The following is a 14,083-nucleotide window of genomic DNA, read 5'->3' as shown; positions in this document are numbered from 1 at the left end:
TCCTATGGCTACTCCCACGAAACCCACCCCAGACTCCCCCGCCGGCGAACGCATCGAAGACATCGATGTCACGACTGAGATGCAGGGCTCGTTTTTGGAGTACGCGTACTCCGTCATTTACTCGCGCGCCCTTCCCGATGCCCGCGATGGTTTGAAGCCCGTGCAACGGCGCATCCTCTACCAAATGAGCGAGATGGGCCTGCGCCCCGAAAAGGGCCACGTCAAGTCGTCTCGCGTTGTTGGCGACGTCATGGGAAAGCTGCACCCACACGGTGATGCCTCCATTTATGACGCCATGGTGCGTCTGACGCAGAGTTTCATCCTGCGAGTGCCCCTCATCGATGGCCACGGCAACTTTGGTTCGCTGGATGACGGCCCCGCTGCACCGCGGTACACCGAAGCACGCCTGCAAGCGTCCGCGATCGCCATGACGGACGATCTCGATGAAGACGTTGTCGACTTCGTTCCCAACTACGACAACTCGACTACGCAGCCCGAAGTGTTGCCCGCAGCCTTCCCCAACCTTTTGGTCAATGGCGCCAGCGGTATCGCTGTTGGTATGGCCACCAATATGGCACCGCACAATCTCATTGAGGTCGTGGGGGCGGCGCGGCATCTGCTCGCGCACCCCGACGCCACGCTCGAAGAGCTGATGCAGTTTGTGCCCGGCCCCGACCTCCCCACCGGAGGAAGGATCATTGGCCTCAGCGGCGTAAAAGACGCCTACGCGAACGGTCGTGGTGCATTCAAGACTCGTGCCACCGTAACCGTGGAGTCAATCACTGCCCGCAAGATGGGACTCGTCGTTACCGAGCTGCCGTACTTGGTTGGCCCCGAACGCGTCATTGAAAAGATCAAGGATGGCGTCAACAACAAGAAAATTGTCGGCATCTCTGATGTCACAGATCTCACCGACCGTAACCACGGGCTGCGCCTCGTCATTGGCATCAAGACCGGTTTCAGTCCGGATGCCGTACTCGAGCAGCTTTACCGCCTGACTCCGCTCGAAGACAACTTCAGCATCAATGCGGTCACTCTCGTCGATGGGCGCCCGCAGACGCTCGGGCTGAAAGCCCTGCTGGAAGTCTTTTTGAAGCACCGCCTTCAGGTGGTCACTCGTCGAAGCAAGTATCGCCTTGCTCGTCACCTCGAACGCCTGCACTTGGTCGAAGGCTTGCTGATCGCGATCGTCGACATCGACGAAGTGATCCAGGTCATTCGTCAGAGTGACGACAGCGATCAAGCTCGCACACGCCTGCGCGAGGTCTTTGATCTGAGCGAGTTGCAAGCCGAGTACATTCTTGAGCTGCGCCTGCGTCGACTCACCAAATTCAGCCGCATCGAGCTGGAAGCCGAGGCAGAGAAACTTCGAGCCGAGATCGCTCGACTTCAGGCCTTGCTCGCCGATGAGACTCTCATCCGAGCACTCGTCGGAAACGAACTCGACGCCGTGGCGGAGAAATTTGGAACACCGCGACGCACGCTGCTGACAGAAGCTCCTGCCTCCATCGCCACAACATCACGTGCAGCTGCGCGCAAGAACCAGCCAGTGCTTGAGATCGCCGACGAGCCGTGCGTGGTGCTGCTCTCGACAACAGGTCGAATCATTCGAGTCGGAATCAGCGAGGGCGACACCGTTTTGGCCGGGTCACGTCGATCGAAGCACGACGCAATCCGTTCGCGCGTGACAACGACAAGCCGCACTGAGATCGGTGCGATCACGAACCGCGGCCGACTCATCCGCTTCACTGCAATAGACCTACCCAACGTGCCAACGAGTTCTGTTCAGCTCGGTGCCGGTGCCAAGATTAGTGAGTACTTGACGCTCGACAAGAAAGATCGTGTGTTGGCGATTGTGTCGCTAGAGAGTGATCAGCCCGTTGCTCTCGCTACTCGCCAAGGCACCGTCAAACGCGTCACACCGGGCATCTGGCCGTCAAAACCGGACTTCGAGATCATCTCGCTCAAGCCGGGAGACGAACTCGTGGGTGCGGCTCACAGCGCCGACGACGCAGAGCTAACGTTTGTCACCTCCGACACTCAACTGCTGCACTTTGCGGCGTCCGCTGTTCGCCCTCAGGGGCTGAGCGCCGGCGGCATGGCAGGTGTGCGGGTCAGTTCTGGTGCCGAAGTAATCTTCTTCGACGCACTGGATGCTGACTCCGAAAACGTTGCCGTCACGATCTCAGGCTCAAGCGTCACTATCCCGGGCACAGATCCGGGCCGGGTGAAGCTCAGTGAGTTTTCCCAGTTCCCAGCAAAAGGCCGCGGCACCGGCGGAGTGCGGGCGCATTCTCTGCTCAAGGGCGAAGATGTGCTCACCCTGGCGTGGGTCGGAGCAGTCCCGGCAACGGCGGTCGGCCCGGATGGTGCCGTGCGCCAGCTGCCGACCGAACGTACCAAGCGAGACGGCTCAGGCATGCCACTCGACAGCGTCATCGGGTCCATCGGCACTACGCCGTAGGACCGCTGGCTCCGAGCAGCAACAGACACAGCCGCACGTCCGAGAGGGCTGCCACCTGATTGATTCAGAGGGCAGCCCTCTCGCTGCTTCGTTCACCATCAGTGCCGGGCCGTCGACGACGCCCCGCATCCGCTTGGCAACTAAATGTCGATGCGGTCCCGGTCGAGACCCTGCCCCTGAATGATGAACTCCTTGCGCGGAGCAACTTCGTTGCCCATCAGAAGCTCGAAAACACTTCCCGCGCTCTCGGCATCCGAAATATTCACACGACGGAGTACGCGGTTATTGCGATCCATTGTGGTGGTTGCCAGCTGGTCGGCATCCATCTCACCGAGGCCCTTGTAGCGCTGGATAGGATCCTGATAGCGCTTGCCCGATTTCTTGAGCCCGGCGAGCACGCCGTTGAGTTCCTTTTCGGAATACGTGTAAATAGTCTCGTTGGGCTTAGAGCCCGGATTGATTACGACGACGCGGTGCAGTGGCGGCACTGCGGCGTACACCCGCCCGTCGCGAATCATGTCGGGCATGTAGCGGAAGAAGAGCGTAAGCAGCAGCGTGCGGATATGAGCGCCGTCGACGTCTGCATCGGCCATGATGATGACCTTGCCATAGCGCGCTGTCGACAAATCGAAGCTACGCCCCGAACCAGCTCCAATGACTTGGATGATCGACGCACACTCCGCATTCGACAACATGTCGCTGATGGATGCTTTTTGGACGTTGAGAATCTTGCCTCGAATGGGCAAAAGGGCCTGGTATTCGCTATCGCGGCCGAGCTTCGCTGTGCCGAGCGCCGAGTCACCCTCGACGATAAACAATTCGCTGTTTGCGACATCGTTGGAGCGGCAGTCAACAAGTTTGGCGGGAAGACTCGAGCTTTCAAGCGCGTTCTTGCGACGCTGAGTTTCCTTGTGAGCGCGCGCAGAAATGCGCGACTTCATTTCGGCGACGACCTTGTCGAGCACTAGCGCTGCCTGTGACTTGTCATCGCGCTTGGTTGACGTAAAGCGCACGGAGAGCGCGGCCGCCACCACCTTGGCGACAATCGCCCGTACCGCGGGTGTACCTAGGATCTCTTTGGTCTGCCCCTCGAACTGCGGCTCAGGAAGACGAACGGTCAACACGACCGTGAGGCCCGCGAGCACATCATCCTTATCGAGCTTGTCGTTACCGAGCTTCAGGCGACGAGCGTTCTTCTCCGTTTCGGCACGCAAGAACTTGAGCAGGCTTTGCTCGAACCCTGCGAGGTGCGTTCCGCCCTTGGGCGTCGCAATAATGTTGACGAAGCTTTTGATCACGGTGTCGTAGCCGGTGCCCCAGCGCAGTGCAACATCCACGACGCAGTCGCGGGAGACCTCGGTGGAAACCATGTGGCCATTGTCTTGCAGCACCGGCACACTCTCAGTGAACCCGCCGGATCCTGTGAGGCGCCAAATGTCGGTGATGGGTGGATCAACGGCCAGATGCTCAACGAACTCAGAGATGCCGCCCTCGAACGAGAACGATTCGCGGATGGGTTCTTCACCACGCTCATCTGACACATTCAGGGTGAGGTTAGGAACCAGAAACGCGGTCTGGCGTAGGCGGTCGATCAGCCCCTCAGACTGGAAACTCGCGCCCTTCGTAAAGATTTGGCGATCAGCCCAGTAGCGCACTCTTGTGCCAGTACGCCCCTTGGGAACCTTGCCAATAACGCGCAGTTCGCTGCCCGACACGTAGGGGCTGAACGGAGCATCCGGAGTTGGTTCACCTGTATCGGCGAAAGTGCCTGGCTCGCCGCGATGGAACGACATCGCGTAGGTCTTGCCATTGCGGTCGACTTCGACGTCGAGTCGCTCCGAAAGGGCATTCACAACCGAAGCGCCCACTCCGTGGAGCCCGCCAGATGCGGCATAGGAGCCCGAACCGAACTTTCCGCCCGCGTGCAGCTTGGTGAAAACCACTTCGACGCCGGTGAGACCTGTCTTGGGCTCAACATCGACAGGGATGCCACGGGCCTTGTCGCGGACCTCAACGCTTTCGTCGGCGTGCAGGATGACATTGATCTCTGAACCGTGCCCATCGAGCGCCTCGTCCACCGAGTTGTCGATGATCTCCCACAGGCAATGCATGAGCCCGCGGGAGTCGGTGGAGCCGATGTACATACCCGGACGTTTACGAACGGCTTCAAGCCCTTCGAGTACGGACAGGTGACGGGCTGAGTAGTCAGAGCTCGCCATAGTGATCTCCTAGGGTTTGACGACGGAAGGCCATCTTCTAGAGTACGTTCTCCGCCCGACATTGCTGCTCACCGACACCCGCTGCCCCGTGCACACCGCCAGCCGTCAACCGCGCTACGCGCTGAGCGAAATGCCCGCAATGTAGGAAGAATCTTCAGGCACCCATGCTTGTATAGGCGTACGGAATAACAACCGCAAGCAAGAAGGAGTAGGCCATGTCGAACATTGCAACCGAAGACACCCCAGTCGATGAGATGGACTACACCCTCACGGCGGCTGACCGCTGTGACAGTTGTGGCGCGCAGGCATATATCCGCGCGACGCTCGCCAGTGGCGATCTTCTCTTTTGCGCCCACCACGGCGCCAAATTCAAAGACAAGCTGTTCCCGACAGCGATTAAGTGGCACGACGAGTCCAGCCGTCTGAATGCGTAACGTAGCGTTGAGCATCATCAGATAGTTTGCTCGCCGCCGACACGTGTGTCGGTATGACCTTCGTAGGAGAACTGTGAAGCGCATCCGGCACTACGTGTCGCGACTTATCTCGCTCGACGTATCAAACATGCTCGCCGTCGCGCGAGCAATCAGTAAACGCAGCGGTACGCCCGTATTTGCGATCCTGCTGGACATGGTGTGGTGTTCCCTTGTCTACCAAGCGGGCTACCTCGACTACGAAGAGTTCGAATTCAACGTTCTCAGTCGTGCTGAACGCCGCACGTGGATTACGAGCGGCAACGCCAACTCCATCGTTGTGAAGTACAACCAGCGCGAGTACCGCGAACGTTTCTATGACAAGCCGACCTTCAACACCACTTTCGACAAGTGGCTTGGTCGAGCCTGGCTCGACTTGAGAACGGCTTCCGAAGCTGACTTCGTCGAGTTCGTCGCGCACCATGACCCCATCATGGTGAAGGTTGTCGACAGCATGAGCGGTGCCGGCATCGAAAAGCACGGCGGCGACGATCTCGCTGACGCGCATGCTCTGTACCGAGAGCTCATGGACAAGCGCCAGTTCCTGGTCGAAGCGTTTCTCAAGCAGCACCCCGGGATGTCTGCACTCTGCCCCACCAGCGTGAACTCGTTGCGGATGATCACCTTTTTCGATGGCACCGACGTGCACGTAATGGAAGCCGTGCTGCGAATGGGCAATGGCGCCGACGTTGACAATTATGGTCGCGGTGGCATGTACACCGTGCTCGACGAAAAGACCGGAATTGCGAACTACGGCGCCTTCGACAAGTACGCCAACACCTTCACCGTGCATCCCCAGACCGGCACCCCGATCGTGGGGTTTCAGGTTCCGCTGTACGACGAAGTGCTCGCCATGCTCGACACGGTCAGCCGCATCATCCCAGAAATCCCCTATGTCGGGTGGGACGTCGCGATCACGCCAAACGGACCGGCAATCATCGAGGGCAACTACAACACTGGCGTCTTTCAGATGAAGCCGAGCCTCACTGGAATCAAGACAGGCCTGTTGCCCAAGTTCCGCGAAGTCATCGACTTCTAGGGCATTACTCCCCCGGCCAGTTCACCTTGCGGTGGCTGGTTGGTGCTGAAGTGTTGCTAAGCCCGACGGATGACGCCAAGCGGCGTACTTTGGTGATCTTGCCCCAGAGGGTTGTCTTTCAATACCTTGAGCGCGAGCGCGTTGTTGGCCTTGGTTGTCGTTGACCCGAGGATGTTGCCACCGAAGTCATTAATATCTACGACGAGAACCTCAATGTTGCGACCGAGAGCGACCTTGATGTCTTTCGCGACACCGTCTGGACGCGCCGGGCCGAGCACCACGTGCGAGTTGTAAGGCGGAATGGTGTTCTTCGTCGGACCATCGATCGCACGAGCCTTGGGCCCGGCAATGCGATAGAAGTCGCCACGTCGACCCACAAGCTTGGTCACCGCTGCGACAGCAGCCGCGAACAGGATGCGCGGCGTTCCGCACTCCCTCAACGCCATCTCCATCGTCTCTGGCATGCCGAGACCGATACCGTGCGACGTTTTCGTAACGTACTTCGAGAGGAAGGTCGCAAGCTTGCGTGGCTCGACCTCAGAGATCGGGTAGGCCCGACCCTGAGTGATGCCCACGATTTTCTCGGTCACGAAAAGCAGGTCGCCATCCTGCACGACAGACGAAGCGTACTCCGATACGACCTGAACGATGTCGTCTTCACGAACCACCAATCGAGTCTTGATGGGAAGCCGTTCATAGACGGCTCCATCAACCTCAACAGTGAGACTCTTTCCAGCGTTCGCTTCAGCACCCATTATTGGCCTATTCGAGGTAGTCGCGCAGTGACTGCGAGCGTGACGGGTGGCGCAATTTCGCCATCGTCTTGGACTCGATCTGACGGATGCGTTCGCGAGTTACGCCGAACGTGTCGCCGATCTGGTCGAGAGTCTTGGGCATTCCGTCGCCCAGGCCGAAACGCATGCGGATAACCCCGGCTTCGCGCTCCGAAAGGGAATCGAGAAGGCTTTCAAGCTGCTTCTGCAGCATCGTGAAGCCCACAGCATCCGCCGGAACAACTGCTTCAGTGTCTTCGATAAGGTCACCGAACTCACTGTCACCGTCTTCACCAAGCGGTGTGTGAAGCGAGATGGGCTCGCGGCCGTACTTCTGAACCTCGACGACCTTTTCTGGCGTCATGTCGAGCTCACGCGACAGCTCTTCGGGGGTAGGTTCGCGACCAAGGTCCTGAAGCATCTGGCGCTGAACGCGAGCAAGCTTGTTGATGACCTCGACCATGTGCACAGGAATACGAATGGTGCGAGCCTGGTCTGCCATGGCACGTGTAATGGCCTGACGGATCCACCACGTTGCATAGGTCGAGAACTTGAAGCCCTTGGTGTAATCAAACTTCTCGACTGCACGAATCAGGCCCAAGTTGCCCTCTTGAATGAGGTCAAGGAACTGCATGCCGCGACCGGTGTAACGCTTAGCGAGCGATACGACGAGGCGGAGGTTGGCGCCGAGCAAGTGGCTCTTGGCGCGCTGACCATCTTTAGCTACCCACTGAAGTTCTCGACCGAGAGTCGAACGCACTTCACCGGGGGCCATTTGTGAAAGCTTGTCTTCAGCGAAGAGGCCGGCCTCAATGCGCATCGCGAGCTCAACTTCTTGAGCGGCGTTGAGCAGAGCAACCTTACCGATTTGCTTCAGGTAATCCTTGACAGGGTCGGCGGTAGCGCCAGTAATGGCTGCCGAGTAGACAGGAACTTCGTCTTCGTCATCGACGAGCGAAAGAACGAGCGCACCTGTGGGCAACGCCTCGTCTTTACTCGTTGACTTTTCTTCTTGCTCGTCTTCGGCCTTCGCCTCTTCGCCGTCTGCCTCAACGATTTCAGCAGCTGCAGCTGCGGCTGCCTTTTTGCTCCTCGTCGCCGGCTTTTTGGCGGCAGGCTTCTTGGCGGTTGACGCAGCAGCAGTCGACTTCGTCGTCGCAGCTTTCTTCGTCGTTGCCTTAGTAGTCGTGCTCTCGGCGCCTTCTGCGTCGGGGGCTACTTCTTCGACTGCAGCGGCAGCTTTACTGCGCGTGCCAGCCTTTGTGGCTGCTTTAGCAGGAGCCTTCTTTGCTGCGGGTGCGGACTCTGCAGCCTTCGTTCGGGTCGCCATCTGAACACCTTTCTGAGGTTTTCGGGCAGTACTAAGACCCATGTCAAGTCTCCGCCCATCTCACCGCATGGCGAAACAGATCTAGAAACAAGACCGGGTCTTACTCCTATTATGCCACGCTTTTCTCATGCTTCGCACCATGCGGGTGACGGAGCAAAGCGAACGCCCTTAGCCCCCGCGGTGAGAGTCGCGGATGCGGAACACCGCGGGTACTACAAAGGGAGACCAGAGGTGCCGTCAGTGTCACCAGCGCGTTTGATGGCAAGGAACTTCTGCAACTCGGCGGCGATTTCGTCTGCTGAAGGCAGCTCACCCGCCTCATCAGTCAACGGCGACCGCATGGGGTTCTCCTCCATGTAGTTGTCGTGTCGCTCTTCCAACGTTCCTACTAGGCGAGCAAGTTCTTGGTTGCTCTCAACCTGACCATCAATCTTTGCCACGAATGCGCGCCCTTCTTCACGAAGGCGATCCGTGGGGAAGATCAATCCGGTTGCAGCACTCACACTCTCGAGCGCCGTTACGGCAGCGGTCGGCCATTCGGTGTCGGCAAGGTAGTGCGGAATGAGAAGCACGAAACCGGCGACGGGATGCCCGATCTCCTGCAAGCGGTACTCAATCACATGCATTGCGTTAGCAGGCACCTGAGTGTGGGGCTTCCACACTGAAAGTGAGTCGATCAGCTCCGAGCGATTGCCACTCACGGTGACTCCGATGCTGCGCGTGTGCGGCACCGGCATCGGGATGGAACTCAGCCACGTGGTCGATTTAACGTCGAGCTTCGAAATGAGCCTCAGCACTGCTGCCGAGAATCGCTCCCACTGGAAGTCAGGTTCGTAACCCGTGAGAAGCAGGAAGGGCTGCCCCAGCTCATCCTTCGCCAAGTAAAGCTCGAGCTTGGCTGGACGGTAGTCACTCAAATGGTCCTGATCAAAATAGATCGTGGGACGACGCGCTCGGTAATCCAGGAGAGCATCATTGTCGAACGATGCGACAACGGTGCGTTCAAGGGTGTCGAGCAGATATTGGCTCACTTGACTGACGGCACCACCGGCATCCGCAAAGCCCGTGAGTCCCGCTACAAGAGGAAGACCGCGCGGCACCCCAGCAACATCGGTGGCGATGTCATATAAACCGGCTGGATCTCGCATGCCTCCACTCTAATCGCGGGTGCGATGGCATCCTTCTGTTTCGGCTCCACAGCGTCAAGCTCCTAGCGAACACGAAGGCGGATGCTGGTTATCATGAGGACATGACCGTTGCTACGTTGCACTTGTCCACCGTGCCCGCCTCCGAAGTTGAATCCGATGTTCTCGTTATCGGGGTGGTGAAAACCGACACCGGGCCGAAGCTTGTAGACACGTCGTCGCAACTTGCAGCGTTCGAGCAGGCCCTGAGCGTCATTGGCGCGACCGGTGCCGCTGACGAACTTCACCGCATTCCTGCCACCGACATCGCCGCTCCGGCAGTCGCCTTCATCGGTCTAGGAGATGCCTCCCCCACCGTCGAATCCTTGCGTTACGCCGCCGGTTCAGCCGCTCGCCAATTGCGAGGGGCACCGCACATTACTCTGTCCCTCGGAGCGCAGTCGAGTGAGGAAACGCTCGCTGTACTCGAGGGCGCTGCGATCGGCGCTTATTCCTATGATGCCTACCGCTCAACTACTCCCGAAGCGAGCAAGAAGCTCGCAACCGACATCACCGTAGTGAGCCCGATTGAGGATGCCGCGCTCATTGAACGCGCGACCGTAATTGCTTATGCCACGCACGTCACTCGCGACATGGTCAACGAGGCCCCCCGAGAGCTCTATCCCGAAACCTTCGCCGATCGTGCGAGTGAACTCGCGTCGCTCGACAACGTCGAGGTCGAGGTCTACGCAGAGAAAGAACTTGAGGAGGGTGGCTTCGGTGGAATTCTCGGAGTCGGCCAAGGATCCACTCGCGGTCCTCGCCTCGTAAAAATCAGCTACACCCCTTCTGACTCCGCAAAGCACCTCGCTCTTGTTGGCAAGGGAATCACGTTCGATTCGGGCGGGCTCTCCCTCAAGCCTGGACTCGGCATGATCGGCATGAAATTTGACATGAGCGGTGCAGCGACTGTCATGGCCGTTGTCGAAGCGTGCGCGAAGCTCGGCACCAACGTGCGTTTGACCGCGTGGCTCTGCCTCGCCGAGAACATGCCGTCTGGCAGCGCAATCCGGCCGAATGACGTGTTGACAATCCGCGGCGGAAAGACCGTCGAAGTTCTCAACACGGATGCCGAAGGTCGACTCGTTATGGCTGACGGTCTGGTCGCCGCCAGCGAAGAGAACCCCGACGCCATCGTGGACATTGCAACGCTCACCGGTGCAGCCGTTGTCGCTTTGGGCAACCGCTACGCCGGCGCGATGGGCGATAAAGATCTCGTCAACCAAGTGGTCGCGGTTGCGGACCGTGTGGGCGAGCCCTTCTGGCCGATGCCGATTAGCCCTGAACTCCGCCCGCTGCTCGCGTCCGATATTGCCGATATCGCCAATATCAAACCAGGTAACACCGCTGGAGGCATGCTCATCGCCGCTGCGTTCCTCAAAGACTTCGTAGGAAAGCGGCCGAACAGCACCGAAACCATCCCGTGGGCTCACATCGATATCGCTGGTCCATCAGACAACCGCGGCGGAGGTTGGGGCTACGTGGGCAAGGGCGCCACTGGAATCGGTGTTCGAACACTCATTGAACTGGCCGAGGAATTTTCTCGTCCGTAGTAAGGTTTTTTAAACGCGGGATCTTTCCGCACCATCCGGTCGCACTGACTACACACAGTGCGTTCCGACGAAAAATTTCCTTACAGAGGAGCTGCTGTATTGGCTGAGCACAATTTTGACCTTGTCGTTCTTGGTGGAGGAAGCGGAGGCTACGCAGCTGCGTTGCGCGCCGCCGAACTCGGGATGACCGTTGGCCTGATCGAGAAGAACAAGCTCGGCGGCACTTGCCTGCACGTGGGCTGCATCCCGACTAAGGCACTTTTGCACTCCGCAGAAGTCGCTGACGTGACGCGCGAAGCAGCGAAATATGGTGTCACCGCCACGCTCGACGGCATCGACATCTCGGCGGTAACCAAGTACCGCCAAGACATCGTCGCGAGCAAGTACAAGGGGCTCCAGGGCCTCATCAAGATGCGCGGGATCACCGTCATCGAGGGCGAAGGCAAGCTCGTCGCGCCCAACACCGTTCAGGTCGGCGAAGACACCGTAGTAGGCAAGAACGTCATTTTGGCGACTGGCTCCTACTCTCGCTCGCTGCCAGGGCTCGAAATCGGTGGCCGCGTCATCACCTCCGAACAGGCACTTGAACTCGACTTCGTTCCGAAGAAGGTCGCAGTGCTCGGTGGTGGCGTCATCGGCGTCGAATTCTCGAGCGTCTGGAAGAGCTGGGGAGCCGACGTCACCATTATTGAAGGTCTCCCCCACCTCGTTCCCATGGAAGACGAGTCGGTCAGCAAGCAGTTCGAACGAGCATTCCGCCGTCGTGGCATCAACTTCCACACCGGCGTTCGCTTCAAGAGTGTCGAGCAGAACGACGACGGCGTCGTCGTTACTTTGGAAAACGGCGAAACAGTCGAAGCCGAGCTCCTGCTCGTTGCCGTCGGCCGTGGCCCGTCGACCGCTGGACTCGGCTTCGAAGAAGTCGGCATTGAGATGGACCGCGGCTTCGTTCTCACGAACGAGCGCCTCGCCACCAACGTTCCTGGCGTCTATGCCGTCGGAGACATCGTTCCTGGCCTCCAGCTCGCTCACCGTGGATTCCAGCAAGGAATCTTCGTTGTCGAAGAAATCGCTGGCCTCAAGCCCATCGTGATCGATGACCTCCACATTCCGAAGGTCACCTACAGCGACCCCGAGGTAGCGTCCATCGGCCTGAGCGAAGCAAAGGCTATCGAAGCTCACGGCGCTGACAACGTCAAGGCTTACGACTACAACCTCAGCGGAAACGGCAAGAGCGCCATCATCGGCACTGCCGGTTCCATCAAGGTCGTTCGCGTAGTCGACGGTCCAGTCGTCGGAGTTCACATGATCGGAGCTCGCGTTGGCGAACTGATCGGTGAAGCACAATTGATCGTCAACTGGGAAGCACACCCCGAAGACATCACCCCGTTGCTTCACGCACACCCCACCCAAAACGAGGCTCTCGGCGAGGCATTCCTCGCTCTGGCCGGCAAGCCGCTGCACGCGGTCTAGGCTCCGCCTAACCACGGAACTAAGCTATTGATGACAAGCATCACAAAGGAGCAGTACTGATGAGCGAATCCGTTAACCTTCCGGCACTCGGAGAGAGTGTCACCGAGGGCACGGTGACCCGCTGGCTGAAGCAAGTCGGCGAGCGTGTAGAGGTTGACGAGCCCCTGCTCGAGGTCTCCACTGACAAGGTCGACACGGAGATTCCTTCTCCCGTTGCCGGAGTCATCGAAGAGATCTTGGTTGCCGAAGACGAAACAGTAGAAGTTGGCACCGCGCTGGTAAAAATCGGCGACGGATCGGGCGGCGCAGATGCTGCTCCCGCCGCTGAGGAAGCACCTGCCGAAGCGGCTCCCGCTGCAGCAGAGGCTCCCGCCGAAGAGGCTGCAGCACCTGCCGCCGAAGCGCCCGCCGAAGCGCCCGCCGAAGAGGCTGCAGCACCCGCTGCTGACGCCCCCGCGGCCGAGCCCGCTCCCGTCGTCGAGGCGCCTGCTGCACCTGAAGCGCCAGTTGCCGAGCCCGTCGCAGAATCAGCGGCTCCCGCTCCGGCTGCTGCTGCCGCGCCGGTCGCCGCGCCCGAGGCCCCTGCTGAAGCTGCACCTGCAGCCGAAGCAGCACCCGCTGCGTCTGCTCCCGCCGCCGAGGAAGCGTCTGACAGCGATGACTCGCAAGCCGGATACCTCACTCCTCTCGTGCGCAAGCTCGCAAACGAGCGCGGCGTCGACGTAAGCACGCTTACGGGAACTGGTGTCGGCGGTCGCATCCGCAAGCAGGACGTTCTCGCTGCAAGCGAAGCCGCAACTGATGCTGAATCAGAGGCACCTGCTGCCGCGGCTCCGGCAGCTCGGGAAGTCTCGCCGCTGCGGGGAACCACCGTTCCGATGTCGCGACTGCGCAAGGTTATCGCCGAGCGTGCCGTTCTCTCTATGCAGTCATCTGCTCAGCTCACTTCCGTCGTTGAAGTTGACGTCACTGCAGTTGCTAACTACCGCAACTCTGTGAAAGACGAGTTCTTGGCTAAGACTGGCACGAAGCTTTCGTTCCTGCCGTTCTTTGCCCTTGCTGCCGCAGAAGCGTTGACCGTTCACCCGATCATCAACGCGACGATTGAAGACAATGCCATCGTGTACCCCGCCCAGGAGAACATGAGCATCGCCGTGGACACCGAGCGTGGATTGCTTACGCCCGTTATCCGCGACGCTGCGTCACTCGACATCGCAGGACTTGCTGGCGAGATCGCAGATCTTGCTCAGCGCACCCGCGACAACAAGTTGACCCCTGACGAGCTTTCGGGCGGAACGTTCACGCTAACCAACACCGGTTCACGTGGCGCTCTCTTCGACACTCCGATCGTGTTCTTGCCGCAGTCGGCAATCCTCGGCACCGGAATTGTGACCAAGAAGCCCGTAGTGATCAGCGATGCCAACGGTGATTCCATCGGCATCCGTTCGATGGTTTACCTCGCGCTCAGCTACGATCACCGCATCGTTGATGGAGCCGACGCTGCTGGCTTCCTCGTGGACGTGAAGAACCGCCTCGAAGGCGGAGACTTCGCTGACAAGCTTGGAATTTAACTGATCT

The 14,083-nt window shown here is 59.3% G+C and carries 10 protein-coding genes; 6 read left to right on the top strand and 4 right to left on the bottom strand.

All coding sequences use genetic code 11. The annotated features are described in order from the left end of the window. The first annotated feature begins 4 nt into the window (after positions 1-4). A complete protein-coding gene (locus I6E73_RS07810) occupies positions 5-2,464 on the top strand; it encodes a DNA topoisomerase (ATP-hydrolyzing) subunit A (protein WP_197124383.1) in 2,460 nt (819 codons plus the stop codon). Positions 2,465-2,604: 140 nt separating this feature from the next. Here the strand turns inward: I6E73_RS07810 and I6E73_RS07805 are convergent, their stop codons facing one another. Then, on the bottom strand, positions 2,605-4,683 hold the full coding sequence (locus tag I6E73_RS07805; protein ID WP_197124382.1) for a type IIA DNA topoisomerase subunit B: 2,079 nt from the start codon (positions 4,681-4,683) through the stop codon (positions 2,605-2,607). Between the two features lie 215 nt (positions 4,684-4,898). Here I6E73_RS07805 and I6E73_RS07800 point away from each other — a divergent pair, with 215 nt between their 5' ends. Both I6E73_RS07800 and I6E73_RS07795 read left to right on the top strand, forming a co-directional pair. Next, positions 4,899-5,117 carry a hypothetical protein gene (locus I6E73_RS07800; protein WP_197105747.1) on the top strand — a complete coding sequence of 73 codons (219 nt, stop codon included), beginning with the start codon at positions 4,899-4,901 and terminating at the stop codon, positions 5,115-5,117. Between the two features lie 73 nt (positions 5,118-5,190). After that, entirely contained in the window at positions 5,191-6,192 is a 1,002-nt protein-coding gene (locus I6E73_RS07795) for a sugar-transfer associated ATP-grasp domain-containing protein (RefSeq protein WP_197124380.1), read from the top strand. A 56-nt stretch (positions 6,193-6,248) separates the two neighbouring features. Here I6E73_RS07795 and I6E73_RS07790 read toward each other — a convergent pair whose 3' ends face one another. From I6E73_RS07790 to I6E73_RS07780, 3 genes are all read right to left on the bottom strand, one after another. Beyond that, positions 6,249-6,947, bottom strand: a complete 699-nt coding sequence (locus I6E73_RS07790) for a coenzyme F420-0:L-glutamate ligase (protein ID WP_197124378.1) — start codon at positions 6,945-6,947, stop codon at positions 6,249-6,251. 7 nt (positions 6,948-6,954) lie between these two features. After that, positions 6,955-8,295, bottom strand: coding sequence for an RNA polymerase sigma factor (locus I6E73_RS07785; protein WP_197124376.1), 1,341 nt, complete (start codon positions 8,293-8,295; stop codon positions 6,955-6,957). Positions 8,296-8,507: 212 nt separating this feature from the next. Beyond that, positions 8,508-9,443: a proteasome assembly chaperone family protein gene (locus tag I6E73_RS07780; protein ID WP_197109881.1), complete on the bottom strand. Its 936-nt coding sequence runs from the start codon at positions 9,441-9,443 to the stop codon at positions 8,508-8,510. Positions 9,444-9,544: 101 nt separating this feature from the next. On the opposite strand from I6E73_RS07780, the gene I6E73_RS07775 reads away from it, so the two are divergent. The 3 genes from I6E73_RS07775 (at position 9,545) to sucB (ending at position 14,076) form a co-directional block, all read left to right on the top strand. Further along, the gene (locus I6E73_RS07775) at positions 9,545-11,032 is read left to right on the top strand and encodes a leucyl aminopeptidase (protein ID WP_197124374.1); all 1,488 of its coding nucleotides are present in this window, start codon (positions 9,545-9,547) and stop codon (positions 11,030-11,032) included. Between the two features lie 99 nt (positions 11,033-11,131). Continuing rightward, entirely contained in the window at positions 11,132-12,505 is a 1,374-nt protein-coding gene (lpdA, locus tag I6E73_RS07770) for a dihydrolipoyl dehydrogenase (RefSeq protein ID WP_197124372.1), read from the top strand. Positions 12,506-12,564: 59 nt separating this feature from the next. Then, positions 12,565-14,076: a 2-oxoglutarate dehydrogenase, E2 component, dihydrolipoamide succinyltransferase gene (gene sucB, locus I6E73_RS07765; protein ID WP_197124370.1), complete on the top strand. Its 1,512-nt coding sequence runs from the start codon at positions 12,565-12,567 to the stop codon at positions 14,074-14,076. Positions 14,077-14,083: the final 7 nt, after the last annotated feature.

The organism is Salinibacterium sp. SWN248, from assembly GCF_015864575.1.
In the GTDB taxonomy this organism is placed as follows: Bacteria; Actinomycetota; Actinomycetes; order Actinomycetales; family Microbacteriaceae; genus Rhodoglobus.
Note: the sequence above shows the minus strand (reverse complement) of the source record. Positions and strands in the feature narration are given on the sequence as shown.

What these genes read in the sequence shown, in the direction of transcription:
- I6E73_RS07810 (WP_197124383.1), top strand. Translation starts at nt 5, where the DNA reads ATGGCTACTCCCACGAAACCCACCCCAGACTCCCCCGCCGGCGAACGC.
- I6E73_RS07805 (WP_197124382.1), bottom strand. Translation starts at nt 4,683, where the DNA reads ATGGCGAGCTCTGACTACTCAGCCCGTCACCTGTCCGTACTCGAAGGG.
- I6E73_RS07800 (WP_197105747.1), top strand. Translation starts at nt 4,899, where the DNA reads ATGTCGAACATTGCAACCGAAGACACCCCAGTCGATGAGATGGACTAC.
- sucB (WP_197124370.1), top strand. Translation starts at nt 12,565, where the DNA reads ATGAGCGAATCCGTTAACCTTCCGGCACTCGGAGAGAGTGTCACCGAG.
- I6E73_RS07785 (WP_197124376.1), bottom strand. Translation starts at nt 8,295, where the DNA reads ATGGCGACCCGAACGAAGGCTGCAGAGTCCGCACCCGCAGCAAAGAAG.
- I6E73_RS07790 (WP_197124378.1), bottom strand. Translation starts at nt 6,947, where the DNA reads ATGGGTGCTGAAGCGAACGCTGGAAAGAGTCTCACTGTTGAGGTTGAT.
- I6E73_RS07775 (WP_197124374.1), top strand. Translation starts at nt 9,545, where the DNA reads ATGACCGTTGCTACGTTGCACTTGTCCACCGTGCCCGCCTCCGAAGTT.
- I6E73_RS07780 (WP_197109881.1), bottom strand. Translation starts at nt 9,443, where the DNA reads ATGCGAGATCCAGCCGGTTTATATGACATCGCCACCGATGTTGCTGGG.